General features: G+C 72.1%; 23 protein-coding genes and 1 pseudogene. 9 read left to right on the forward strand and 15 right to left on the reverse strand.

What is annotated here, in order from left to right:
- Positions 1 to 5 precede the first annotated feature (5 nt).
- From ABZ671_RS07855 to ABZ671_RS07865, 3 genes are read right to left on the reverse strand one after another with little or no spacing between them, the layout of a single operon-like run.
- Positions 6 to 569 (reverse strand): GerMN domain-containing protein, encoded by a 564-nt coding sequence (locus ABZ671_RS07855; RefSeq protein ID WP_357853008.1) that lies wholly within the window; start codon positions 567 to 569, stop codon positions 6 to 8.
- Positions 566 to 1,918 (reverse strand): HAMP domain-containing sensor histidine kinase, encoded by a 1,353-nt coding sequence (locus tag ABZ671_RS07860; RefSeq protein ID WP_357853011.1) that lies wholly within the window; start codon positions 1,916 to 1,918, stop codon positions 566 to 568. The genes ABZ671_RS07855 and ABZ671_RS07860 overlap by 4 nt, the downstream gene beginning before the upstream one ends.
- Positions 1,915 to 2,589, reverse strand: coding sequence for a response regulator transcription factor (locus ABZ671_RS07865; RefSeq protein WP_357853014.1), 675 nt, complete (start codon positions 2,587 to 2,589; stop codon positions 1,915 to 1,917). Before ABZ671_RS07865 ends, ABZ671_RS07860 begins: the two co-directional genes overlap by 4 nt.
- A gap of 152 nt (positions 2,590 to 2,741) precedes the next feature.
- Here ABZ671_RS07865 and ABZ671_RS07870 point away from each other — a divergent pair, with 152 nt between their 5' ends.
- The 4 genes and pseudogenes from ABZ671_RS07870 to ABZ671_RS07885 all read left to right on the forward strand — a co-directional run bounded on the left by ABZ671_RS07870 (position 2,742) and on the right by ABZ671_RS07885 (position 4,505).
- Positions 2,742 to 3,140, forward strand: coding sequence for an STAS domain-containing protein (locus ABZ671_RS07870; RefSeq protein ID WP_357853017.1), 399 nt, complete (start codon positions 2,742 to 2,744; stop codon positions 3,138 to 3,140).
- 34 nt (positions 3,141 to 3,174) lie between these two features.
- Positions 3,175 to 3,453 carry a hypothetical protein gene (locus ABZ671_RS07875; RefSeq protein WP_357853020.1) on the forward strand — a complete coding sequence of 93 codons (279 nt, stop codon included), beginning with the start codon at positions 3,175 to 3,177 and terminating at the stop codon, positions 3,451 to 3,453.
- A gap of 66 nt (positions 3,454 to 3,519) precedes the next feature.
- Positions 3,520 to 4,047, forward strand: a pseudogene (locus ABZ671_RS07880) (STAS domain-containing protein); the annotation flags it as partial.
- 173 nt (positions 4,048 to 4,220) lie between these two features.
- The gene (locus ABZ671_RS07885) at positions 4,221 to 4,505 is read left to right on the forward strand and encodes a BON domain-containing protein (RefSeq protein ID WP_357853023.1); all 285 of its coding nucleotides are present in this window, start codon (positions 4,221 to 4,223) and stop codon (positions 4,503 to 4,505) included.
- A 43-nt stretch (positions 4,506 to 4,548) separates the two neighbouring features.
- Here ABZ671_RS07885 and ABZ671_RS07890 read toward each other — a convergent pair whose 3' ends face one another.
- The 7 genes from ABZ671_RS07890 to ABZ671_RS07920 all read right to left on the reverse strand — a co-directional run bounded on the left by ABZ671_RS07890 (position 4,549) and on the right by ABZ671_RS07920 (position 11,532).
- Entirely contained in the window at positions 4,549 to 5,724 is a 1,176-nt protein-coding gene (locus tag ABZ671_RS07890) for a glycosyl hydrolase (RefSeq protein WP_357853025.1), read from the reverse strand.
- The gene (locus ABZ671_RS07895; protein ID WP_357853028.1) at positions 5,718 to 7,388 is read right to left on the reverse strand and encodes a glycosyltransferase family 2 protein; all 1,671 of its coding nucleotides are present in this window, start codon (positions 7,386 to 7,388) and stop codon (positions 5,718 to 5,720) included. Before ABZ671_RS07895 ends, ABZ671_RS07890 begins: the two co-directional genes overlap by 7 nt.
- A gap of 333 nt (positions 7,389 to 7,721) precedes the next feature.
- Positions 7,722 to 8,771 (reverse strand): glycosyltransferase family 39 protein, encoded by a 1,050-nt coding sequence (locus ABZ671_RS07900; RefSeq protein WP_357853031.1) that lies wholly within the window; start codon positions 8,769 to 8,771, stop codon positions 7,722 to 7,724.
- 145 nt (positions 8,772 to 8,916) lie between these two features.
- The gene (locus ABZ671_RS07905; protein WP_357853034.1) at positions 8,917 to 9,465 is read right to left on the reverse strand and encodes a phosphatase PAP2 family protein; all 549 of its coding nucleotides are present in this window, start codon (positions 9,463 to 9,465) and stop codon (positions 8,917 to 8,919) included.
- A gap of 119 nt (positions 9,466 to 9,584) precedes the next feature.
- Complete coding sequence (locus ABZ671_RS07910) at positions 9,585 to 10,097, reverse strand: hypothetical protein (protein ID WP_357853037.1); 513 nt, start codon at positions 10,095 to 10,097, stop codon at positions 9,585 to 9,587.
- A 144-nt stretch (positions 10,098 to 10,241) separates the two neighbouring features.
- Complete coding sequence (locus tag ABZ671_RS07915) at positions 10,242 to 10,958, reverse strand: hypothetical protein (protein ID WP_357853040.1); 717 nt, start codon at positions 10,956 to 10,958, stop codon at positions 10,242 to 10,244.
- Entirely contained in the window at positions 10,951 to 11,532 is a 582-nt protein-coding gene (locus tag ABZ671_RS07920; protein ID WP_357853043.1) for an RNA polymerase sigma factor, read from the reverse strand. The genes ABZ671_RS07915 and ABZ671_RS07920 overlap by 8 nt, the downstream gene beginning before the upstream one ends.
- A 69-nt stretch (positions 11,533 to 11,601) precedes the next feature.
- On the opposite strand from ABZ671_RS07920, the gene ABZ671_RS07925 reads away from it, so the two are divergent.
- Positions 11,602 to 12,858 carry a hypothetical protein gene (locus ABZ671_RS07925; RefSeq protein ID WP_357853046.1) on the forward strand — a complete coding sequence of 419 codons (1,257 nt, stop codon included), beginning with the start codon at positions 11,602 to 11,604 and terminating at the stop codon, positions 12,856 to 12,858.
- Between the two features lie 37 nt (positions 12,859 to 12,895).
- Here the strand turns inward: ABZ671_RS07925 and ABZ671_RS07930 are convergent, their stop codons facing one another.
- From ABZ671_RS07930 to ABZ671_RS07940, 3 genes are all read right to left on the reverse strand, one after another.
- Entirely contained in the window at positions 12,896 to 13,345 is a 450-nt protein-coding gene (locus ABZ671_RS07930; RefSeq protein ID WP_357853049.1) for a VOC family protein, read from the reverse strand.
- An 80-nt stretch (positions 13,346 to 13,425) separates the two neighbouring features.
- Entirely contained in the window at positions 13,426 to 14,295 is an 870-nt protein-coding gene (locus ABZ671_RS07935) for a DMT family transporter (RefSeq protein WP_357853052.1), read from the reverse strand.
- Between the two features lie 66 nt (positions 14,296 to 14,361).
- Entirely contained in the window at positions 14,362 to 15,072 is a 711-nt protein-coding gene (locus ABZ671_RS07940) for a phosphatase PAP2 family protein (RefSeq protein WP_357853055.1), read from the reverse strand.
- Between the two features lie 144 nt (positions 15,073 to 15,216).
- Here ABZ671_RS07940 and ABZ671_RS07945 point away from each other — a divergent pair, with 144 nt between their 5' ends.
- Together ABZ671_RS07945 and ABZ671_RS07950 are read left to right on the forward strand one after the other, a co-directional pair.
- Positions 15,217 to 17,775, forward strand: coding sequence for a wax ester/triacylglycerol synthase domain-containing protein (locus tag ABZ671_RS07945; RefSeq protein ID WP_357853058.1), 2,559 nt, complete (start codon positions 15,217 to 15,219; stop codon positions 17,773 to 17,775).
- Positions 17,766 to 18,515, forward strand: a complete 750-nt coding sequence (locus ABZ671_RS07950) for an SDR family oxidoreductase (protein ID WP_357853061.1) — start codon at positions 17,766 to 17,768, stop codon at positions 18,513 to 18,515. The genes ABZ671_RS07945 and ABZ671_RS07950 overlap by 10 nt, the downstream gene beginning before the upstream one ends.
- A 234-nt stretch (positions 18,516 to 18,749) precedes the next feature.
- Here ABZ671_RS07950 and ABZ671_RS07955 read toward each other — a convergent pair whose 3' ends face one another.
- Positions 18,750 to 19,085: a class I SAM-dependent methyltransferase gene (locus ABZ671_RS07955; RefSeq protein WP_357853064.1), complete on the reverse strand. Its 336-nt coding sequence runs from the start codon at positions 19,083 to 19,085 to the stop codon at positions 18,750 to 18,752.
- 31 nt (positions 19,086 to 19,116) lie between these two features.
- On the opposite strand from ABZ671_RS07955, the gene ABZ671_RS07960 reads away from it, so the two are divergent.
- Positions 19,117 to 19,746 (forward strand): sugar O-acetyltransferase, encoded by a 630-nt coding sequence (locus ABZ671_RS07960; RefSeq protein ID WP_357853067.1) that lies wholly within the window; start codon positions 19,117 to 19,119, stop codon positions 19,744 to 19,746.
- A 20-nt stretch (positions 19,747 to 19,766) separates the two neighbouring features.
- The gene (locus ABZ671_RS07965) at positions 19,767 to 20,087 is read left to right on the forward strand and encodes a DUF6596 domain-containing protein (RefSeq protein ID WP_357853070.1); all 321 of its coding nucleotides are present in this window, start codon (positions 19,767 to 19,769) and stop codon (positions 20,085 to 20,087) included.
- 34 nt (positions 20,088 to 20,121) lie between these two features.
- On the opposite strand, the gene hpnH is transcribed toward ABZ671_RS07965, so the two are convergent.
- The gene (gene hpnH / locus ABZ671_RS07970) at positions 20,122 to 21,120 is read right to left on the reverse strand and encodes an adenosyl-hopene transferase HpnH (RefSeq protein WP_357853238.1); all 999 of its coding nucleotides are present in this window, start codon (positions 21,118 to 21,120) and stop codon (positions 20,122 to 20,124) included.
- Position 21,121: the final 1 nt, after the last annotated feature.

A 21,121-nucleotide genomic window follows, 5' to 3' on the forward strand; every position in this document is an offset into this window, starting at 1 on the left:
GCGGCTCAACGCCGCCCGATCAACGGCGCGTAGTCGGTCGCGGTGAGCGGCACCACGGAAAGCGATCCGTCGGCCCGCGGCACCGCCAACGGCTGACCGTACCGGCTGAACGTGACACCGTGCACGTCGGCGCGGCTGGACAACGTGCAGACGATCTGGCCGTACGCGACGATCTGGTCGCTGCGTCCGGTCTCGTCGCTGGGCCCGCCGACCTCGACCTCGGCGACGCCGCCGCTGAGCCGGGCGCCGGCCACCGAGGTGGTGCCGGCCAGGGCACTGGTGAAGCCCACGTCCCGCTCCGCGTCCCCGGGCCCGGCCAGCAGGTGCCGCAGGTGCGTGTCGACGTCGGGCAGGTAGTCCACGCGTCGCACGACGGTCCGCAGGCGGTCATCCCGGACGAAGCAGAGTGACTCGTTCACCCGTCCGGCGTTCGACGCGGCACCGTCGCCGGCCGGCGGGCTGTAGGCCCGGGGTGGGCCCGGCACGCGGCGGGGCTCCTCGTCCACGGGTACGCCGCACCCGGCGAGCAGCAACGCCGCCACGGCCACGATCGACACGCGCCGGTTCACGGCAGGCACCCCGGCAGCTCCACCCGGAACCGGGCTCCACCCTCGGGGCGGTCGGTCACCGTGGCCCGGCCGCCATGCATGGCCGCGTGTCCGGCGACGAGCGCGAGACCGAGGCCGGTCCCGTCGGTGCCGGCCCGGGCGTGGGCGGCCCGACCCCGGACGAAGCGGGCGAAAATCACCTCACGATCCGGCGCCGGCACCCCCGGACCGTCGTCGTCCACCTCGATGATGCCGGTGCCCTCGTCGTCGCAGGCCAACCGCACCTCCACCGGCCCCCCGGCGTAACGGACCGCGTTCTCCACCAGATTGAGCAGGATCTGCGCCACGCGGCGCCGGTCGACCAGCCATTCACCGCCGGCGGGGGCGGACCGCACCAGCTCGTCCGGCAGCCCGTGTGTCCGGCAGGCGTCCCGGGCCAACGCCTCGACGTCGACGCGCTCACGGTGCACGGGCTGCTCGGTGCGGGCCAGCTCGATCAGGTCGTCGACCAGCCGCTGGAAGCGGGCGATCTCGTCCGCCACGAGGCCGGCGGCAGTGGCGGTGCGTTCGTCATGATGTTCGCGGCGGCGGTCCAGCACGCTCGCCGCCGCGGCCAGCGTCTGCAGCGGAGAACGCAGTTCGTGGCTGACATCGGCGGCGAAACGTCGGTCCCGCTCGATGTGCCGGATTAGTTGCTCCACCATCCGGTTGAACGAGGTGGACAGGCGGGTGAGGTCAGGATCGGTGGCGGGATCGAGGCGGGTGCTGAGGTCACCGGCAGCGATCCGTTCGGCGGCGTCGGCGACGGCGGTCAGCGGGCGGAGGCTGTGCCGGGTGGCGTACCAGCCGAGTGCGGCACCCGAGCCGGCGACCATGATGGCGACCGCGGTCAGGGTGAGCCCGACCAGCTGAAAGGTCTGCTCGACCTCGCGCAGCGAGGTCAGTTCGTAATAGCTGGTGGTCGGCGAGAGCGGAACGCCGACCAGCAGGGCCGGCTGCCCGTCCGTCCGGATCCGCTGGACGGCCGGCTCGCCGGAGCGGACCATTCGCTGCAGCTCGGGCGGAACCGAACTGGCGCCGATCTCCGCGGTACGGGCGTACCACCGGCCGTCGCGCTGCAGCAGGGGCCGCCGTGCGCTGCCGGTGTCCAGCGAACGAAGCACCTCGGCGACGTCCGGCGTATCCGTGTCCAGGCCCGCACGGACGACCGCGGCGTCGAAGTGGGCCGCCCGGATCGCGGCGCGTTCCCGCTCGTCGAGCAGGGACCGCCGGGTCAGGTCGTACGAGAAGAGGGCCATCGCCGCAGCGAGCAGCAGCGCGCCGATGGCGAACGCGGCGGTGACCCGGGCGCGCAGTCCGAGACGATTCATCTCTGCAGCTTGTAGCCGAGGCCACGGAGGGTCACCAGGTAGCGCGGGTTGCCCGGATCCTCCTCGATCTTCTGACGCAACCGGCCCACGTGCACGTCGACCAGCCGCTCGTCGCCGGTGTCGTATCCCCACACCCGCTGCAGCAACTGTTGGCGGGACAGCACTTTGCCGGCGTGCTGGGCCAGCTCGCAGAGCAGACGGAACTCGGTCCTGGTGACCGCGACGGGTCGGCCGGCGCGGCGGACCTCACCAGCGTCCGCGCTGATCTCCAGATCGCCGAAGACCTGCACCGCGGTGGACGTGACGACGGCCCGGCCCCGGCGGCGCAACGCCCGCAATCGGGCGGACAACTCCTTGATCGCCACCGGCTTGACCAGGTAATCGTCGGCGCCGGCCTCCAGCGCGGCCACGATGTCGTGCGTGTCGTCGCGGGCGCTGACCACCACGATCGGTACGTCGTCGTCGCGGCGAAGCTGTCGGATGCAATCGAATCCGTCCAGCCCGGGCAGCATGAGGTCGACGAGCACGTTGTCCGCCGGGTCCTGGCGTTGCCGGCGCAGCCCCTCCTCGGCGCTCGCTGCCCCGTACGCCGTGTAACCCTCCTCCTCCAGCGCGAGCAACAGCGCGAGCCGGATCCGGTCGTCGTCCTCGATCACCAGTACGGCTGTCACCCGGGCATCATCCCTGGCCGAACCCCGGATCACCAACCCCGCAATTTTCGATGCGGATTTGTCACACAACTGTCATACCACCGCGCGACGAACTCCACGATCAGCACGCAGGGTGTGGAACAGCAGCAAACCAAGCCGCAGAGGAGCCCTGAGTGACCACGCACCAACCACTCCCAGCGGAGTGCCGGGTGCCCCGGGTCGAGCTGGACATCACCTCGGAACTCGCCCTGTCCCGGCTGTCGGAGGTCGGCGCGGTTCTGGACCGGATCCTGTCCCTGCAACCCGGGGAGGTGGTGATCGACCTGTCCGAGTGCCGGCACCTCGACGCGGCCGCCATCGGGTTACTGCTCGACGCCCAGCGACGGATGACTCGACGAGGCGGCGTTCTCACGCTCCGCGATCCCCACCCGCGGATCCGCCGCATCCTGGACACCGCCGGTCCTGACCAGCCGCGGCAGGTCGCCGATGCCACCCCCGCCATGAATGACCCGGCCGGCGGCGGTCCGGCGAGACCGGCGCTCGGGCGGGCTCGGGTCGTCACGCGGCCCTGAACCCGCCGCCGAAGCCAAGTCCAAGGAGGAATCAGTGACCGGCAGTGCGCTCCTCAGCGCCCTCGCCGTCGGCCTCGTGGTCGGCATCGTAGGCAGGCTGGTTCTGCCGGGGCCGAAGGCCGCCCCCGTGTGGTTGACGGTCGCCCTCGGTGTGGCCGCCGCGCTACTGGGCTCCGTCACCATCCGCCTGATCGGCGTCGACGTGGACCCGACGCTTCCCCGACTGCTCGCCCAGATCGGCTTCGCGGTTCCTGCGGTGGTGCTCGGGGTCGTCGCCGCGGGACGCCGGGGCGGCGATGTCACCCGGTCCTGAGCCCGCACACCATCCGGCAACCGCCAAGCCCGCACGTCGGTACGGGCACAGCGCGAAAGGAAAGGCATGACGGTCGTACCGGCGGACCATTTGATGAGTTTGATCTGCGACGACTGCGGCGACACGGTCACCGGGAACGCCTCCGTCCTGCCCGACGCCGAGGTCGTCTGGACACTGGTGTTCGAGCACGGCTGGACCGGTTCCCCCTTCGCCGCCGGTCCTCACCTCTGCCCTCGCTGCGGCCGACAACCGGATGACGGCGGTGACGACGGCGCGGGCGGGAGGCGGATGCCCGGCCGCGACGACGCGCTCGGGGTCGACGACCTCGACGGGGCCGGCGACGATCGGGCGGCCGGGCACCCGGGGTCGGCGGAAGCGGTGCGGCGGGCGCTGACCGAAGCGGTCACCCTCGACCGGCAGGTGCTGGTCGACCTCGCCGAGGTGCGCACCATCGACTCCGCCGGTCTCGGCCTGCTGGTGCGCGCCCGTCAGGAGGCGCGACAGGACGGCAAGGTGCTCTGCCTGGTGGCGCCGTCCCGCTTCGTCCGGACCGTGCTGCACACGATGCGGCTGGACAGCGTCTTCCCGGTCATCCCCACCCGTACGGTTGCTTTCCAACGAACCGCCAAGCCGTCGGCGGAACCCAGCCGCCCGGTGCCCACGACCGGCAGGGCCCGGCAGAATCGGCCGCCCGGTGAGCACCCGCCCGTTCAGCACAGTCCGGTGGCGCCCGCCGCGCCGGTGACGACCACGGAGGCCGCCCAGTGATGCCCTGGCCATACCCCGAGCACAACCCCTACCTGGGCAACGACGGAGTCCACGAGGAGGACCTGCGCATCGCCGCGCTGGTGGCACAACGGCTGAGCGCCGACTGGACCACCCGTCGTCAGCAGATCTCGGTGAGCGTGCAGAACCGGGTGGTCATCCTCACCGGGATGGTCGCCGACCCGGCCACCCGGCGGGCGGCCGGCGACCTGGCCTGGGACGTCACCGGCGTTTTCGACGTCTGCAACGCCCTCACCCTGTACGGCCGCGGACGTGGCCGACGATGAGGTGACGGGCGGTCATCGAGCCGCCGCCTGGGCGTGACAACCGCTACCCGTCGAGTTCCGTGCGCGGCGGCAGGTCCGGTGCCCATGTCAGGTCGTACCGGGGTTCGGCGACCGCCTGAGCGAAGGCCGTCGCCGCGGCGGGCGAGCTTTCGATGCGCCAGTCCTGTTCCTTGTTCACCTCGAACCAGATGAGCCCGATGATGTCCTGGTGGGCCGGCAGCATCCGGAACGTCTCCCTGATCCACTCGGCCTTGCGCCCGTCGTTCTCGGAGGCGCCGGTCTCCGTGATGACCAGCGGCTTCTTGCTGAATGCGCGGATCTCCGTGATGGTCTCGTTAAAGATCGCGTCGAAGGACCGGTACTTCGAGAATGCTCCCATGCCGTAGTAGCCGCTGATGCCCACCCAGTCGACGTAGGCGTCGCCCGGATAGAGGGTGGCGAGTTTCGCCGTGTGGTCGCTCCACTTGGCGTTCGGGCTCCACACCCAGATGACGTTGCTGACGCCGGCCTTCCGGAACAGGTCGTGCACGTGCCGCCACGCCTTGACGTAGTCGCCCGGGCGGTTGCCGTTGGACATCTCGCACCACGGGTACCAACTGCCGTTCATCTCGTGGGCGAGCCGGATGGCCACCGGGTAGCCGAGCGACCTGATCCCTTCGGCCCAGGACCGCAGGTAGTTGTCGAAGTCGCCGTGCACTATCCGGGACAACCGGTAGTCGGCCTGCTCGGACCGGAGCTTGTCGATCTGCCGGCGGGCCAGTCCCTTCTTGCGCGCTGCGGCGTCCACACCGTAGTCCCACGGTTCCCAGCCCAGCATCGGCAGCATGCCCCGGCCGCTGATCCGGTCGAACAGCTTCCGGTTGAACCGGTCCGACGCCCACCCCGCGCCGAAGAGCATCACCTGCGGCCGGCGCTTCGCGGCCTTCGCGAACGCGTCCACCGCGGCGAAGTCGTACGGGCCCTTCTGTGTCATGACCCCGATGAACGCCTTGCCGACCGGCGGGAAGACCGGCGGGGCCGGCGGCGGCGACGGGCTCGGTTCGGTCTCCGCCACCGCCTCGGCCGTCACCACCGCGTGCGGTTCGGCGCGCGCCAGCCGGTCGGGCATGGCCTGGTCCCGCTTCCCGGGCAGGGCGGCCGGCGCCAGGGCGAAGGTGTAGGTCAGCAGCGCGGCGCCGATCAACGCCATCGCGACCCGCGGAACCGTCAGTCTCAGCACCGCACACCCCCGTCCGCCGCCACCCGTGCCGTCGGCGCGGACCGTTCCTCGCTCTTGGCGCGAGCGAGAAGCCCGCTCGGGTCGTCGCGCTGCTGCCGCCTGGCCCGCAGACTTGAAACGAGCGCTATCAGCGGCGGACCGAGACCGGTCAGGATCGTCAGGACCGGCCACACCCGGAGCAGGGCGAGGTCGTTGCCGAACACGAAGCTCGCGCCGAGCAGTCCCGCGGCGACGGCCGCCCAGCAGAGGTGCAGCCGGAAGGTCCCGAACGACTCGATGGTGCGCAGCTTTCCCTTCGCCGTCACCACGAAGCCGAGCTTGCGACGCAGCAGCGCCGCGACGCCGGCGGCCACGTAGACGGGCCCGGCGAACAGCGCCAGCGCCATACCGACCATGCCTATCTCCTCCCGTTCGTGGGGGGCGATGTTGAAGCGGCGGAGCCAGAGCCACAGCACGAACCAGGTGCAGATGGTCGAGCCCCACAGCATCGACCACACGGTGACGTCGAGCCGCGCGGTGCTGACCCCGGTGAGCAGGTACATCGCCGTGGCGACGTTGCCCAGCAGCAGGCTGACCGCCACGCTCGGGTAGTAGAACTGCAGCAGGCGGTACTGCCAGCGCCGCCGGGACCGCAGGGTTCGGGGCGCGCGCAGCTCGGGACGGACGAGGATCTCGCAGATGCCGGCCGCCCACCTCTTCTGCTGGTTGAAATAGTCGGCCCAGGACGTCGGGCCCTCGCCGATGGCCACCACGTCGGGGGTGTAGACGCCCTTCCACTGGTTGCCCGTCTCCGGGTTGACCGCGGCGTGGACGCGGATGCTGGTCAGGTGGTCCTCGATGATCGAATCCTGGTAGCCGCCGATGGTCTGCCACGCCGCCGGCCGGTAGAGGTGGCCGGTGCCGGTGAGCAGCGGCGCGTCCAGGCCGTTGCCGCCGCGGGCGATGAGCCCGTTGTAGAGGTACTGCTGGACCGAGGCGCCGTGCGCGACGAAGTTCTGGTGCATGTTGCCGTAGACCTGTGGTGTCACCACGAAGGCGACGTCCGGGTCGCGGAAGTAGCCGAGTGTCCGTTCGAGAAAGTTGGGCAGGGGCACGTGGTCCGGGTCGACGTTGGCCACCACGTCGTACCGGTGCTCGTGTTCGGCCCGCCAGGCGTTGTGGTTGCCCGACTTCGTCCGGGCGCGGAACTCGCCCGTGGGCTGGTTGTACTCCGGCCTCCCCTGGCGGCTGAAGTGGCGTACGCCGAGCCGCGCGGCCATCTCCTTCACCGCCGGGTCGTCGCCCTCGTCGAGGATCCACACGTCGACCTGGCCGCAGTACACGAGCTGCCGCAGCCGGCGCAGGGTCCGTTCGACGACGTCGAGCGGCTCCTTGCTGGGCACGATCGTGGTGAGCAGGGCCACCCGCAGGCCGACCGGCGGATCCACCGGGACCGGGTCCTTGGCGTGGAACGCGAACACCCAGACGACGACGTTCTGCGCGAGGCGGATCAGCTCGACGCCGACGACCACGCAGAAGCCGAGCCGGGCCGCCATCGTCCGCGGGTCGCCGAGCCCGATCACCCCCGATCCGGGTACGTGCTCGGGAAGCAGCAGCCAGCCGATGAACAGCAGCCCAGCCGCGCTGTTGACGAGGACGAGCAGGGTGAGGATCGCCCGTGCCACGGGCGAGGCGACGTGGCGGAACTCGACCGCCGCCCGAGGGTGCCGGGGCTCGGCCAGCGGACCGGCGATCGCACCGCACCTCGCGTACGCGAGACGGGCTTTGATGTTCAGCTGACGGCGGTCCGGGCGCGGACCGGTCGGCGGTCGCGCCGAGGGCCCTGGACCGTCGCGGGACGGCCCTCTCTTCCTGGCTGGAGACAGGCGTGTTTGGGCGGCGACGGCCACGGTTCCCCCATGAGTCTGGATCTTGCTCGTCATGAACTCGGCGGTGGCTGATGCTGAGCGGGCACATCGAAACGTCGGTGGCGCGAACATCGCGGGCGCGGCGACCGGTCAGGGATTCGCCCGTCGGGCGGGCAGCCGGGCCAGGGCGACCGCGCCGAGCGTCGCCCAGGCCGGCAGGGTGAAGAGCAGGTACCGCGGATCCCAGATCGGCGTCGCCTGCGCGACGAGCAACAGGGCGAGTGGCGGCACCACCGCCCACGCCGAGTAGATGGCGGCGGGGTAGCGCAGCGGGAGGCTGAACAGCGCCAGCCCGAGCAGCACGGCCCCCACCGCGGCGGTGCCGAACAGTTGCCCCGGCAGCTCGGCCAGCAACTGCGGACTCGGGTGGGAGACCGGCCCGATCCGTGTGTCGCGTCCCCACCCGGACCAGAGCAGCGCGGCTGCCGGCAACAGGCCCGCTGCGGCGGCCACCAGCCATCGGGCCGCCGCCTTGCGCCGGAAGGCGAGGACCGTCCAGACGTGGCCGGCGAGCAGCAGAAGCCCGACGACGTGGCACAGGCCGAGCAGCACGATCGAGCCGCCGTATCCGACGAGCCGACGCAACGTGGGCCGTTCGATGGCCGGCCGCAGCAGCGAGGTGGCGAGCACGGCGGCAAACAAAGCCAACGCGTACGGCTGGGCCTCCTGCGCGTACCGCGCCGAGGTCGGCAGCACCGCGAAGATCGCACCGGCCAGGAGACCGGTGCCCGGCCCGAACATCCTGGCCGCCGTCGCGGCGACGAGCGCGGCCGCAGCGGTCATGGCCAGCAGAGACGGTACGCGCAGTGCGGATGCGGAGGCGCCGAACGCCTCCGCCCACGCCCGGATCAGCAGATGGTAGGGCGTGGCGGTGCTGCCCGAGTGGAGGATGTCCCGCCAGGACGACGTGGCCGCCCGCCAGGCCACGGCTTCCTCAACCCGGAGCCCGGGCCGGCCGGCGTGGGCCAGGCTGAGCACGGCCATCATCAGCGCCGGTGCCAGCCACGCCACGACCCGTCGGGCCGGGGCGACGACCGGCGGACGCCCGGGAGGGGCGGCACGCCCTTCTCCCCAGGGGTCTTCCACGCTGGCCGCCGCCGGCCCGAGCCGGGGCAGGACCATGGTCTCCGCGTCGTTCATCGTGACTCACGCTTCTCCGTGGTTCCGGGCGGATGTCACCTCGGAGCATAGTGAGGCAAGTTCGACAACGAGCCTTATATCCGGCATACGCGACTAAAGGAACATTCGGTGCGCAGGGCAACGGAGGGGCTGGGGCAGACGCCGGTCAGTGGCCGATGGCGGCGCTGGGACCGCGTCGCCGCGCCCATCGGTCGTACGTCCGCCCGCCGACGCCCACGACGCCGACCGCCGCGGCGGCGATGAGCGCGCCGACGAGCACGTCCGCCGGGTAGTGCACGCCGGTCCAGATACGGGCGAACCCGACAATCACGGCCAGCACGGACAGCGCCGCTCCCCAGCGCCAGGACAGGAACGCGCCGACCGCGAACGCCACCGCGAACGCAGCCGTGGCGTGGTCGCTGGGCAGCGACGGCCCCGGATCGTGCGGGATCAACTGGTGCACGGTGTGGGTCTGGAACGGTCGCACCTCGCTGCTGACGGCCGCCACCACCTGCCCGGTCACGAACGCCACGCCGAGCACCGCCGCGACGCGTACCACCGCCGGCCGTGCCTGCCGCAGGCCGCCCAGCAGGGGCACCGCCGCAACGACGCCGAGCACGTAGATCAACCAGACGGCCGACCATTCGAAGACGTCATCGACCTGGTCGTTTCGTCCGGCTGCGGCGTTGATGAGCTGGAAAAGGTGGTAGTTCATCCGTTTTCACTCCTTGCACCCGGCTCCCCCACCCGGCCGGCTGCATACAGCGTGCACCCTGGCAGCTGAGAGGGACCTGAAACGGCTGGCCCCGGCGCGCCTCGGTCGGCTCGGCCGGCTCACCCGCCGCGCGACGCGGCCCGACCGTCGGCGTAGACGAGATCCACCGTGTCGGTACGCCCCGACCAACGCAGGTCAAGGTGCCAGCAGCCCGCGTGCGGAAGGTCGATGATCGACGGGCCCGGCCCCCCGCGGACCTCCCGCGTCACCCGCGTATCGGTGCCGTCGAGGGTCGCGGTGATCAACAGGTCGGCCACGCCTGTCGGGGCGGACGGCGTCGGGGCGGGACGGGAGACCCAGAGGATCTTGTTGTTGGCGCCGTCCGTCCGCTCCCAGGTCAGCGGGTGGGCGAACAGCACCGCGACGATCTCACCCCCGGCGCCGAGGACATGCGGGATCTTGGCGGACACGTCGCTGAAGCCCTCGTCCGCCCAGTCGGGCAGCGCCCCCGTCTCGACCGGCGACGCACAGCCGGTCGCGGGGGTGGCGGCCGGAAGCACCGCCGGGACGGGCGTCGTGCAGCCCGCCGCCAGAACCACCGCCCCGAGCAATACCCGGCCCCGTGCCCTCATCGTGCCTCCCCGACCTGCCTGCGCCGGCCCGGCTATCCGGCTCGTGCGTACCCACTGTCAGGACACCGGCCGGGCGCCTCGGGTTCCCGCACCCGATGTCCGGACCCGTCTGGGCCCCGCATCGTGCACAGGTTGGACGCCGCGCTAGCCCAGCGAGTTGGCGACCTCGATCGCTTCGGACATGGCGAGGTCGCCCTCGAGCCGATAGGACACGCCGGCCTCCTGCCAGATCAGGGTCGAGGCGGCGAGCCGGGCCGTCTCCACCCGGACCGCGCCGGTTCGGTCCACATAGGTCACAGCGTGGGGCCCATCGATCCAGATGGCGAAGTCACCCTTGACCTGGACCCACTGCACTTCCAGCCCGCTGGCCTGCTTCTGAAAGGCCGGGTCGAGCCGGCCGTCGAAGGCGTCGACCCGCAGCGCTCCCCCGCGATACAGCAACGTGGCCACGCGGCAGGTGCCCGTGGAATCCGGATCGGCCACCAGCACCTGCTCGGGCGAGCCCAGCTTCGCCGGGAGCCGGATCGGGAAGAGCACCTTCCGCTGCGCCTCGACCAGGGCCGCGGGCCGCTGCGCCGGCAGCGGCGACGGCGAGCCGGTGGGCAACGCCGGTTCGGACGAGGTGGCGATGGTGACCCCGGCGAAGCGCAGCAGCCCTCCCACCGCGTCGGCGATGGCGGCCCGCGCCGGCGGAAGCACCGCCACGAGCAGGGCGATCAGCACCGCGACGAGGTAGCGCCAACGGCGTCGCGCGGGCGCGGGCGCGGTGAGCCGTGCCCGTACGCGGGCCGCCACCTCGGGCGGTTCGGGGGTCTGCAGCCAGCCGGCGAGGTCGCGCAGCTCCCGCTCAAGGTCATCCACGCCGCACCTCCTCGCGGTCGAGCAGGCCACGGAGCTTCGCCAGCGCCCGGGACGTCCGCGACTTCACCGTGCCCCGGGGCCAACCCAGCATCGTCACGGTCTCGTCCTCGCTGAGGTCGAGGAAGAACCGGCAGACGATCACCTCACGGTCCCGCACCGGCAACTGGCGCAGGGCCCGGACCAGCGCGGCGCGGCGTTCCCCGGCGAGGACGGCCTCGACCGCGACGTCCCCGGCGATCTCCGACAGCGGTTCGGCCGCGCCGGCGCGCAGCACGAGACCGTCCCGCCGGCTGCGCGACCGGTGCAGGTTGCGGGTCTCGTTGGCCACGATCGCCAGCAGCCACGAGCGGAACGACGACTCTCCCCGATAGCGGGAGAGGCTGCGGTGTCCCTTCACGAACGCCTCCTGGATGACGTCCTCCGCGTCCGAGCCCGCGCCGAGCAGCACCGCCGTCCGGTACGCGGACGCGGTGTGCCGGGCGACCAGGAGCTCATAGGACTCCAGGTCACCGGCCCGGGCGCGGATGACCAAATCTTCGTCGTCCAGGACAACCTCCGATGGGGACGAACTCATGACACCGGCCGCGCCACGCGGGTTCCACCGGACGCGGAACCCCGGCCGTTCCGGCGGTGTCACTCCGGCATGATGGCAGAGAAGACGATCTCGCGACGTACCCTGCTGACCGCGCTCGCCGGCACCGGCACGGTGGCGCTGATCGGCTGCGACCCGGCCGGGAGCCGGCAGGCGGGCGCGGCCACCCCGATCCCCGACACCCTGCTCGTCGAGGTCGACGGCGGGCTCGGCGTGCTGCGCGGTGGCGAACGGCTGACGATCCCGCACGCGGTCGCCGCCCCCGACGGCCAGGCGGTGTACGCCACCGCACCCGACGGCGCGGGCACCGCGTTCTGGCGGATCGACACCGCCACGGGCAGCGCCTCCACGCGGGTCACCGTGCCCGGGCAGTGGCTGCCGCAGTCGGTCTCGGCCGACGGCACGCAGGTGGCGCTCACCTCGAATGCCGCCAATGCCACGAACGGGCGCCCGGACGGTCGGGACGTGACCCCGGTGCTGATCGCCGACGTCACCGGGGTCCGGCACCGCTTCGAGCTACGGGGCAACTTCGTGCCGGAGGCGTTCACCACGGATCTCGCCGGGCTGTTCGTCCTCGAGTGGCTGCCGGCGCGGGCACCGGACCGCTATCGCGTCCGCGTCGTCGATCTCGCCACGAGGGCACCCGGCCCGCTGTCCACCCGGCTCAAGACACCCGTCCCGCCCGGTGCCGAGGAGGAAATGCGCGGCGACGGGCGCCAGGCCGTGCTCGCGCCCAACCGCACCACCCTCTACACGCTCTACACCCACCAGCCCGACCACCGGCACACCCGCGATCTGGTCAGCGGGCGGCCCGGCAACGCGCACGCGTTCGTCCACACCTTGAACCTCGTCGAACGCTGGGCGTACTGCGTCGACCTGCCACACCCGTTCGGGGAGGCGCCCGCGAGCGGGCACGCCATGGCGATCAGCCCGGCCGGCGACCGGCTCTACGTCCTCGACGTCACCTCGGGCCACGTCGCGGAGATCTCCACCGAGGAGCTCGTGGTGCGCAGGACGGCCACCCTGCCTCCGGCCAGCGGTGCCAGCCACGCCGCCGTCGGCCACGACCGTCTCTTCGTCGGCACCGGCACGGAGGTACGCACGCTGGACGTGGAGCGCCTCAGCGCCGCCGCCGGATGGCCGGTCCGCGAACCCGTCACCGGCCTCGTGCTCAGCCCCGACGGCAGGCGCCTCTACGTGGGCCAGAAGAACGCCGTGAGCTGGCACGACTCGGCCACGGGCGAGCAACTCGGCCGCGTCGAGGTGCCCGGCCTGGTGGTCCTGCACGGCCTCGCCGGACGCGCCTGACCCCGGCCCCGGTTGCCGGGCATCGTGTCGGCCGCGCTCAGCGCGCGGGCGTACCGGTCATCTGGGCGATGATGCCCGTGCCCTGACCGAGTTCGATCAGGTAGCCGTCCGGGTCGCGCAGATAGCAGCGGATCTCGACCCCGTGGTCCTTCGGCTCGGTGAGGAACTCCCCGCCACGGGAGCGCCACTGCTCGTAGACGGCCCACACGTCGGTGACCCGGATGTTGATCGCAGAGCTGAGCGAGTCCGGGTCCGGCGGCGCCTGGGCCCGGACGGTCGGCTTGTCGTCGGTGGGGCCGCCCTCGTTGTTGATCACAACGTAGCCGTTGTGGAGCCGGAGGATCGCCGGCTCGCGCTCGCGGATCACGGTGGCGCCCAGCACCTGCCGATAGAACTCGCGGGACCGGTCCACGTCCCGCACGATCAGCAGGTGGGTGAGCACCATGCCGTGCTCCGGCTGGAAGTAGTCCGGTGCTTCGTGCGTCATCCCGCCGCCTCCCCTGGCTCAGCACCCCGGGTACCCGGGGCCGCCGGTCGCACACCCGCCGGACGGGGCGGATGCGCCCACTACGCACCGGCGACGTGCGGCGCCCGCCGGGCGAGGAGGAAGACCGCGACGACCACCATCGCCAAGCCGAGCACCTCGCCCAGCACCGCCCAGGAGTCGGTGATGATCCGCTCGTCGAGCCAGAAGAGCCCGATCGCGATGGACACCAACGGGTCGGTGACGGTGATCGTGGCCAGGGCGGGTGCGCCCAGCGGGCCGGCCTGGTAGGCGTTCTGGCTCAGCAGGACGCCGAACGGCCCGAGCACGGCGAGGGCGTAGATCTGCCAATGCCCGAACACTCCCAGGATGTTGAGCCCGGGCTGCAGCCCGAGACTGCTGATGAGCCCGGCTGTCACGCCGTAAACCACGCCGGCCGCGAGTGCCAGCGGCAAGGGACGCCACTTGCGGCCCAGTTTCACGGCACCGAGCAGGCACGCGCTCACAGCGATCACCAGCGCGACGCCGAGCAGCGCGACCGACCCGAACGAGTCGAGCCCCCGGCCCTGGCCGCGGGCCGGCTGCGCGACCGACAGGAAGAGGCCGAGCCCGAGCAGGCACAACCCCGATTCCAGCAGGATCCGCGGGTCCGGCCGGCGGTGGTGGGACGCGGCGAACAACACGACGTACCAGACCAGGCCGGTCACCAGCAGCGGCTGCACGAGGATCAGCGGCACCAGGCTCAGGGCCGCGACCTGCAGGGCGAACGCCATCGCCGCGAGCACCGCCGACCAGCGCCAGCCGCGAACGCGGAGCAGCCGTACCAGCAGCCTCGGCTGTCCGGCCCGCTCCTCGGGCACCTTGCGTGAGGCTTGGAACTGCAGCAACGAGGACGCGCCGAACGCCGCGGCGGCGCACAGGGCCAGCGGGGCGCCCGCCACCAACTGTCCCACGTCGTGCATCATGCGCTCGCCCGCCCGGTCATCTGACCCCCTTCTTCGTACGAACGTGGCGGCGGATCACGGCGGTACTCGGTCCAGCCAGCGCGGGAGCGGAACGGTGCGCCACGGCACCCGCAGGAGCAGCCGCGCGATCAGCAGCCCGAGCAGGTATCCACCGATGCTGTCGGTGAGCCAGTGGTAGTTCAGATAGGTGGTGCCGATGAAGGTCAGCACACCGGGCAGCCACTGCAGGACCCGCCGCGCCGGCACGGCCAGGTAGGGCGCGAGCAGCACCGCCAGCACGAGGTAGTAGACGATGGCGTTGCTGACGTGCCCGGACGGGTATTCCACCTCCGGACCGTGGCTGAACAGGCGTACCGAGCCGTGGTGCGGCGCGCCTCGCGAGGTCCCTCGTTTCAGGCCGACGATCAGCAGTGTACTGATGATCGGAGCCAGTCCGGCCAGAATGACGGGGCGCGCCGTCCGGTGACGCCAGGCCAGCCGGCCGGACACCAGCATGGTGACGACGATCAGCGCGCCCCCTTGGCCGAGGTAGTCGAGGGCGCGCATCAGCACGTACACCGGTGTCGGCCGGTGGGCGTCGGACCAGTCCCGTACGGCGATGTCCAGCCGCAGCAGCGGCGCCCACCAGACCAGGGCCGCGGTGAGCGCGGCGAAGGCGGCGACCAGCAGGCTGTCGAACCACCAGCCGGGTGGGACCGGCGACAGCGCGGGTACGCCCAGCGGGTGGGGTCGCGCCCGCCCCGGCTCCAGCGTTCCCGCTGTCATGGTCCTCCCCGGCGTGCTGCTGCCCGTCGGCCGTCCGATGTTTGAAGGTATCCCAGATTTGTCTAAACCAGCAGTTAAGCTGATGAACGCCCCCGAGAGGCGCTCCTGGCGCCCCTCTCCGTGCATTGCCTGGGAGCATCCGACATGTCAGCGACCATGCGCCCCGAGCCGATCGGCCGGCGGGTGCTGGTCGTGTCGGCCGACATCGGCGGCGGGCACGATGCCACCGGGCGAGCTCTGGCCGAACGGGTGCACAAACTGTGGCCGGGCAGCCAGGTGGGCTGGATCGACACCCTCGACGTGATGGGCCCGGGGGTCGGCCACCTGTTCCGGCGCACCTACCTGACCAATGTCGCGGCCACGCCGTGGCTCTACGAATTCTTCTGGGCGTCGATCTGGCGGCACAGCTGGTTCGCCACCGCCTCCAAGTGGTTCACGGGCGCCTGGGCCGGTCGCCGACTCGCTTCGGTCGTCGAGACGTTCGACCCGGACCTGATCGTCTCCAGCTATCCGCTGGGCAGCGCCGGGCTCGCCTGGCTGCGCCGCCGCCGGGGCCTCGGCGTCCCGATCGGGGCGTGGATCTGCGACTTCGCGCCGCACCCGTCCTGGGTCTACCGGGACCTGGATCTGGATCTGGTGGTCCATCCGGCGGCGCTGCCCGTCGCGGCGGTCGCCGCCCCGGGCGTACGGCTGGGCGTGTGCGCGCCCCCGGTGGTCGACCGGTTCCATCCCGGTGACCGCATCGAGGCCGCCCGGCGCTGCGGCCTCGACCCGAATCGGGCGGCAGTGGTGGTGGCCTGTGGCTCGTACGGCTTCGGGCACGTCGAGGAGGCCATCCGTGCGCTGGTCGACATCGGCGACGCGGTGCAGGTGGTCGCCGTCTGCGGCCGCAACGAGCAACTGCTCGCCCAGCTGGCGGCGCTGCGCCTGCCGCCCGATCGGCTGCTGATCCGGCAGTGGGTGGACGACATGCCCACCCTGCTGCGGGCCGCCCGGCTGGTGGTGACCAACGCGGGCGGGGCCACCGCGCTGGAGGCGTGGGCCTCCGGCGCCCCCATCGTGATGTACCGGCCCATCGCCGCGCACGGCATGGCCAACGCCTCGCTGATGGCCGCCGCCGGCCTGGCCGAGACGGCCCGCAGCCCGAACGCCCTCGTCGCCTGCGTCCGCAGCCGGCTCGTCGGCCCGCAGGCCGCCGAACCACCCGCCCCCGCCGCGCATTCTCACCTGCCGGACCTCGGGCTGCCCGCGCTGGCCGACGCGCGGAGATCGACCGACGACACCCGCCCGGCGACGGTCACCCGCCCGGCCAGCTGGCCGCTGCGTTCCCAGGACGCGTTCTTCCTGCACGTGCAGTCGGAGACGGTGGCGCAGCACATCGGCACGCTGCTGGAGTTCAACCCCCGACCCGACGGCCAGGCGCTCACCGCGACGGATCTCGTAGCCCTGCTGTCCCGGCGGCTGCCCGCCATCGCCACCCTGCGCCGCCGCCTGGTCGTCCGTGGCCGGTGGCACCGGCCCGGCTGGGTGATCGACCGGCACATCGACCCCACCGCCCACCTCGACGAGGTCTCGGTCGGCCCCGGCGACGACGGCAGCGCCGTCCTGGACCGATTCTGGTCCCAGCCGCTGCCCGACGACCGTCCGCTCTGGCGGATGATGCTGATCAGCGGCCTTCCTGACGGGCGTACCCGGCTGGCGGTCAAGCTGCACCACTGCCTCGGGGACGGGGTGTCCGTGATCGGCGTCCTGGACCGGCTGCTCGACCGGCCCGACCGCCGAGCGGTCGGCGCGAAACGCCCGCCCGGCGCGCCCGAGCGGGTCGGCGTCGGCGGGTCCGAGCCGGGTGAGCTGGTCCACCGGCTCCGGCTCACCGCACGGGGGCTGGCCCGGCTGGCCACGCAGGGAAGGGCGCCGGCCACCAGGTTCAACCGTCCGGCCCGCTCACCGGACCGCCGGCTGGTCACCGCGTCCCTGCCGGCCAGCGAGGTGCTTCGCGCGGCGCGCGCCTGCCGGGCACACGCCAGCGAACTGATGCTCGCGCTCACCGCCGCGGCGCTGGCCGCCGTCCGACCGGCCGACCGGCCGCCGCGGCTGCGGGCGATGTTCGCGGTTTCCCGCAACCCCCGACGGCGGGCTCCCACCCAGGGCAACTGGACCGGCGCGGTCACCCTCGACCTGCCGCTGGGGCCATGCGCGGCGACGGACCGGGTCGCCGCCGTACGGCAGTCCATGCGCACCGCGCTGGCCAGCGGGGAAGCCGAGGCGGCCGGCCTGGTCATGCGGGCGATGGGCGTTCTACCCGCGCCGCTGCACGCCGCGCTGGCCCGACGCGTCTACACCAACCGGCATCTCAACGTCATCGTGTCCTACATGGCGCTGCCGTGGGGCACCCGGCTGCTCGCCGACGCCCCGCTGCTGGCCCCCACCCCGGTGGTTGCCCTGGCCGAAGGCGTACCCCTCGGCATCGGGGTGCTGCGGTGCCGAGACAGCTTCGAGATCGGCGCGCTGATGGACGAGTCGCTGGCCGACACCGGCGACGAGTTCGTCGCCGCCCTGCGCACCGGCCTGGCCGAACTGCTCCACGAGGTCGACGCCGGTGAGCCCGCGACCGGCGGCGGGCCGACCGACCGGGTGCCGGCCGGCGGGCCGGCCGGACGGCGGGAAGGGCCGACGTCGCCGGGGGTGGCGCGGTGCGCCTGACCGGCGCGGTGGTCCTGGTCACCGGCGCGTCCTCGGGCATCGGGGCGGCGGTGGTGCGGCGGCTCACCCGGGCGGGCAGCCAGGTGCTGGCCGTCGGCCGGCACCCGGAACGACTCACCCGGCTCGCCGACGAGACCGGTGCCGCGGCGCTGCCGGCCGACCTGGCCCGGCCCGACGCCGGACGGGATCTCGCCGAGCGGGTCCTCGCCCGGCACCCACGGGTGGACGTGCTGGTCAACAACGCCGGCGTCGGCTGGGCGGGGCCGTTCGCCGAGATGCCGGACGGGGCCGCCGACGAGCTGATCGCGGTGAACCTTCGCGCGCCGATCGAGCTGACCCGGGCGTTGCTGCCCGGGATGTGCCGCCACGGGGGCCATCTGGCCTTCGTGGGGTCGATCGCCGGCCGGCTGGGCGTGGGCCAGGAGGCGGTCTACGCGGCCAGCAAGGCCGGTCTGGACATCTTCGCGCAGAGCCTCCGGCTGGAGCTGGCCCGGCACCGGGTCACCGTCAGCGTGGTGGTCCCCGGGGTCGTGGACACGCCGTTCTTCGCCCGCCGGGGGCAGGCCTACCACCGCCGGCGGCCCCGGCCGCTGCCGCCGGAGCGGGTGGCGGACGCGCTGGCCGCCGCGATCGTCCGGGACCGGGCCGAGGTGTACGTGCCGGGCTGGCTGCGCCTGCCGGTGGCGGTGCGGGCGCTGCAGCCGGCGGTGTACCGACGCCTGGCGGCCAGGTTCGGCTGACAGGATCGGACCATGGGGGCGACCGTCACGATCAGATCCGGCGTAGCACCAGCGTCACGAAGCCCAGAACGTTGCGGTAACCGCGCGACCACTGATCGCGGTGCTCTCGAACGGCGGTAAGCGCCCCGCTGGCGTCCGGCGAGTGCCTCCGGAGTCGGCGGGACCTGCCAGAATCCCGCACCGACCATCAGGACACCGTCGGCATTCACATGCCGACCGGCCAACTCCAGCGTCTCACCGAATCCGCCGAACGCGTGTGTCGAACCAACGCACAGCACCAAGTCGTAGTCGCCGTCCGGCACGTACGTCCGGCGTCCCGCTGGTGCAGGTGAGCCGGTGGGCGAGGCCGCGTTCGGCGGCGGCGCCGGCGGCGCGTTCGAGGGCGTACGGGCTGAGGTCCACGCCGTCCGCGTGCCCATCGGGGTAGTGAGCGAGGGCCTGCAGCGCCCGCGCTCCCTCTCCGCAGCCGAGGTCGAGGACACGAGCCGCCGGTTCGCGGTCCGCTCGGCGCAGGGGCCGGTTGAGGTTGACACCGAAGATCGGGGCCGCGATCGGCCGAGTCCGGTGCACGTCCGAACTCGGGCTTCATGCCAAGCGGCCCGTGCGCGACGACGATGAGGACGTTCAGCGTTGGGTCTCCGACTCGCTGTGCGAGCATCGCCTCGTGCGCAACGAGCAACGTCTACGAACACGGACGCCCGAGTCCCGAGCTTTCGCGGAGCGCGTGCAGGTCGTCATGGGCCTGACCTCGCGCCTCAACATGTTGCCGTTTGACGACCTCGACGCGCGTAGGGCGGTGCTGACCGAGATCTTTGGTAAACCCATCCCTGACTCGCTGTCCATCCTGCCCCCGTTCTACTGCGACTATGGGCTGGGAGCGTCGTTCGGGGAGCGTGTGTTCATCAACCAGGGATGCTTCTTCCTCGACTACGGGGGCATCACCATCGGTGACCGCGTCCTGATCGGGCCCCGAGTGACTCTGAGCACGGCCGGCCACCCCGTCGAGCTCGACGAACGGTACGACTTCATCACGCACGCGCCCATCGTCATCGAGGATGAGGTGTGGATCGGCGCCGCAGCCACGATCACCCCGGGAGTGACAATCGGTCGCGGCTCGGTCGTCGGCGCGGGTGCCGTTGTCGCGAAGGACGTGCCGCCGCTGAGTGTGGTGACAGCAACAAGCGTTGTCGAACGCAAGCGACTGAAGCCGGCGTCCACTGCAGACGCCTGAGAGCGTGACGGCTGGGCGACGTGCTCAGCGTCATCTACGTGATCTTCACCGAGGGGTCGACGGCCACCTCGGGTGACCGGCTGCTGCGCCCCGACGCCGCGTACGAGGCGATCCGGCTGGCTCGCGCGCTGGCCGCGCTGCAACCGGCCGAGCCGGAGGTGCACGGCCTGCTCGCGTGGTGCGAGCTGACGGCCGCGCGCTTCCCGGCCCGGACGGCTCACTGGTGCTCTACGAGGCACTCGGCCGGGTCGCACCCTCGCCGGTGGTCGAGCTCAACCGGGCCGTCGCCGTGGCCATGGCCTCGGGCCCGGCGCAAGCCCTGGCCATCGTGGACGAGCTGATCGCCTCGGACCGGCTTCCCGGTGCGCATCTATATCATGAGCGGCGCATGGCCCGCACCGATTGGCGCAGCGAGGACATGGTGGCCAGCACGGCGGTCGGCTCGTACCCGCAGTGCGCCATGCAGTTGGCGCACCGTGCGTCGCGTCCCCGGCCGTAGCTGTCCCAGTCCGTCGAGTCCAGCAGTTCCCGGTAGCTGGCGGCGTACCCGTCGGTCATCAGGTAGCAGGGCCGCTGCCAGCCCAGCAGTGAATACGACGGGATGGCCCAGGCGGTGCAGGGGAAGTCCACCTTTCCCTCGAGGAAGTCCAGGAACAGTGGCGAGTGGTTGAGCCGCCAGCGGCGGCGCCGGCCCCCGCCGAACGCCTTGCGGAACAGCTCGCGGGTCTCCGTGACGCCGAGGAAGTGCTCCTGGTCCGGCGCCTTCTCGTAGGCGTACGCCGGGGAGAGCATCATCTCGTCCACGCCCAGATCGTCGTTGAGGTAGTCGAGCACCTCGATGACAGTCTGCGGGGTGTCGGTGTTGAAGAAGGTGGTGTTGGTGGTGACCCGGAAGCCACGCCGCTTGGCGTCCTGGACGGCGGCCACCGCGGCGTCGAAGACGCCGTCCTTGCAGACCGCCGCGTCGTGCCGCTCCCGCAGCCCGTCGATGTGCACGGTGAAGGCGAAGTACGGCGAGGGGCGGAACTTCTCGATGTGCTTCGGTAGCAGGACGGCGTTGGTGCACAGGAAGACGAACTTCTTGCGCCGTACCAGCTCGGCGACGAGAGTGTCGATCTGCGGGTGCATGAGCGGCTCGCCGCCGGCGATGGAGACCATCGGCGCGCCGCACTCCTCCACCGCGGCGACGGCTTGCTCCACCGGCATCCGCCGCTTCAGCAGGTCCGCCGGCTGCTGGATCTTGCCACAGCCCGCGCACTTGAGATTGCAGGCGAACAGCGGCTCCAGTTCGAGCAGCAGCGGAAACTTCTTGCGTCCGCGCACCTTCTGTTCCATCAGGTAGCCGGCGATCCGCAGGGTCTGGCGCAACGGCATG

The organism is Micromonospora sp. NPDC006766, from assembly GCF_040636055.1.
Taxonomy (GTDB): Bacteria; Actinomycetota; Actinomycetes; order Mycobacteriales; family Micromonosporaceae; genus Micromonospora.

Bases quoted from the DNA above. Each gene is read 5' to 3' on its own strand.
- ABZ671_RS07860 (WP_357853011.1), bottom strand. From the start codon at position 1,918: ATGAATCGTCTCGGACTGCGCGCCCGGGTCACCGCCGCGTTCGCCATC.
- ABZ671_RS07885 (WP_357853023.1), top strand. From the start codon at position 4,221: ATGCCCTGGCCATACCCCGAGCACAACCCCTACCTGGGCAACGACGGA.
- ABZ671_RS07900 (WP_357853031.1), bottom strand. From the start codon at position 8,771: ATGAACGACGCGGAGACCATGGTCCTGCCCCGGCTCGGGCCGGCGGCG.
- ABZ671_RS07905 (WP_357853034.1), bottom strand. From the start codon at position 9,465: ATGAACTACCACCTTTTCCAGCTCATCAACGCCGCAGCCGGACGAAAC.
- ABZ671_RS07910 (WP_357853037.1), bottom strand. From the start codon at position 10,097: ATGAGGGCACGGGGCCGGGTATTGCTCGGGGCGGTGGTTCTGGCGGCG.
- ABZ671_RS07920 (WP_357853043.1), bottom strand. From the start codon at position 11,532: ATGAGTTCGTCCCCATCGGAGGTTGTCCTGGACGACGAAGATTTGGTC.
- ABZ671_RS07925 (WP_357853046.1), top strand. From the start codon at position 11,602: ATGATGGCAGAGAAGACGATCTCGCGACGTACCCTGCTGACCGCGCTC.
- ABZ671_RS07930 (WP_357853049.1), bottom strand. From the start codon at position 13,345: ATGACGCACGAAGCACCGGACTACTTCCAGCCGGAGCACGGCATGGTG.
- ABZ671_RS07940 (WP_357853055.1), bottom strand. From the start codon at position 15,072: ATGACAGCGGGAACGCTGGAGCCGGGGCGGGCGCGACCCCACCCGCTG.
- ABZ671_RS07945 (WP_357853058.1), top strand. From the start codon at position 15,217: ATGTCAGCGACCATGCGCCCCGAGCCGATCGGCCGGCGGGTGCTGGTC.
- hpnH (WP_357853238.1), bottom strand. From the start codon at position 21,120: ATGCCGTTGCGCCAGACCCTGCGGATCGCCGGCTACCTGATGGAACAG.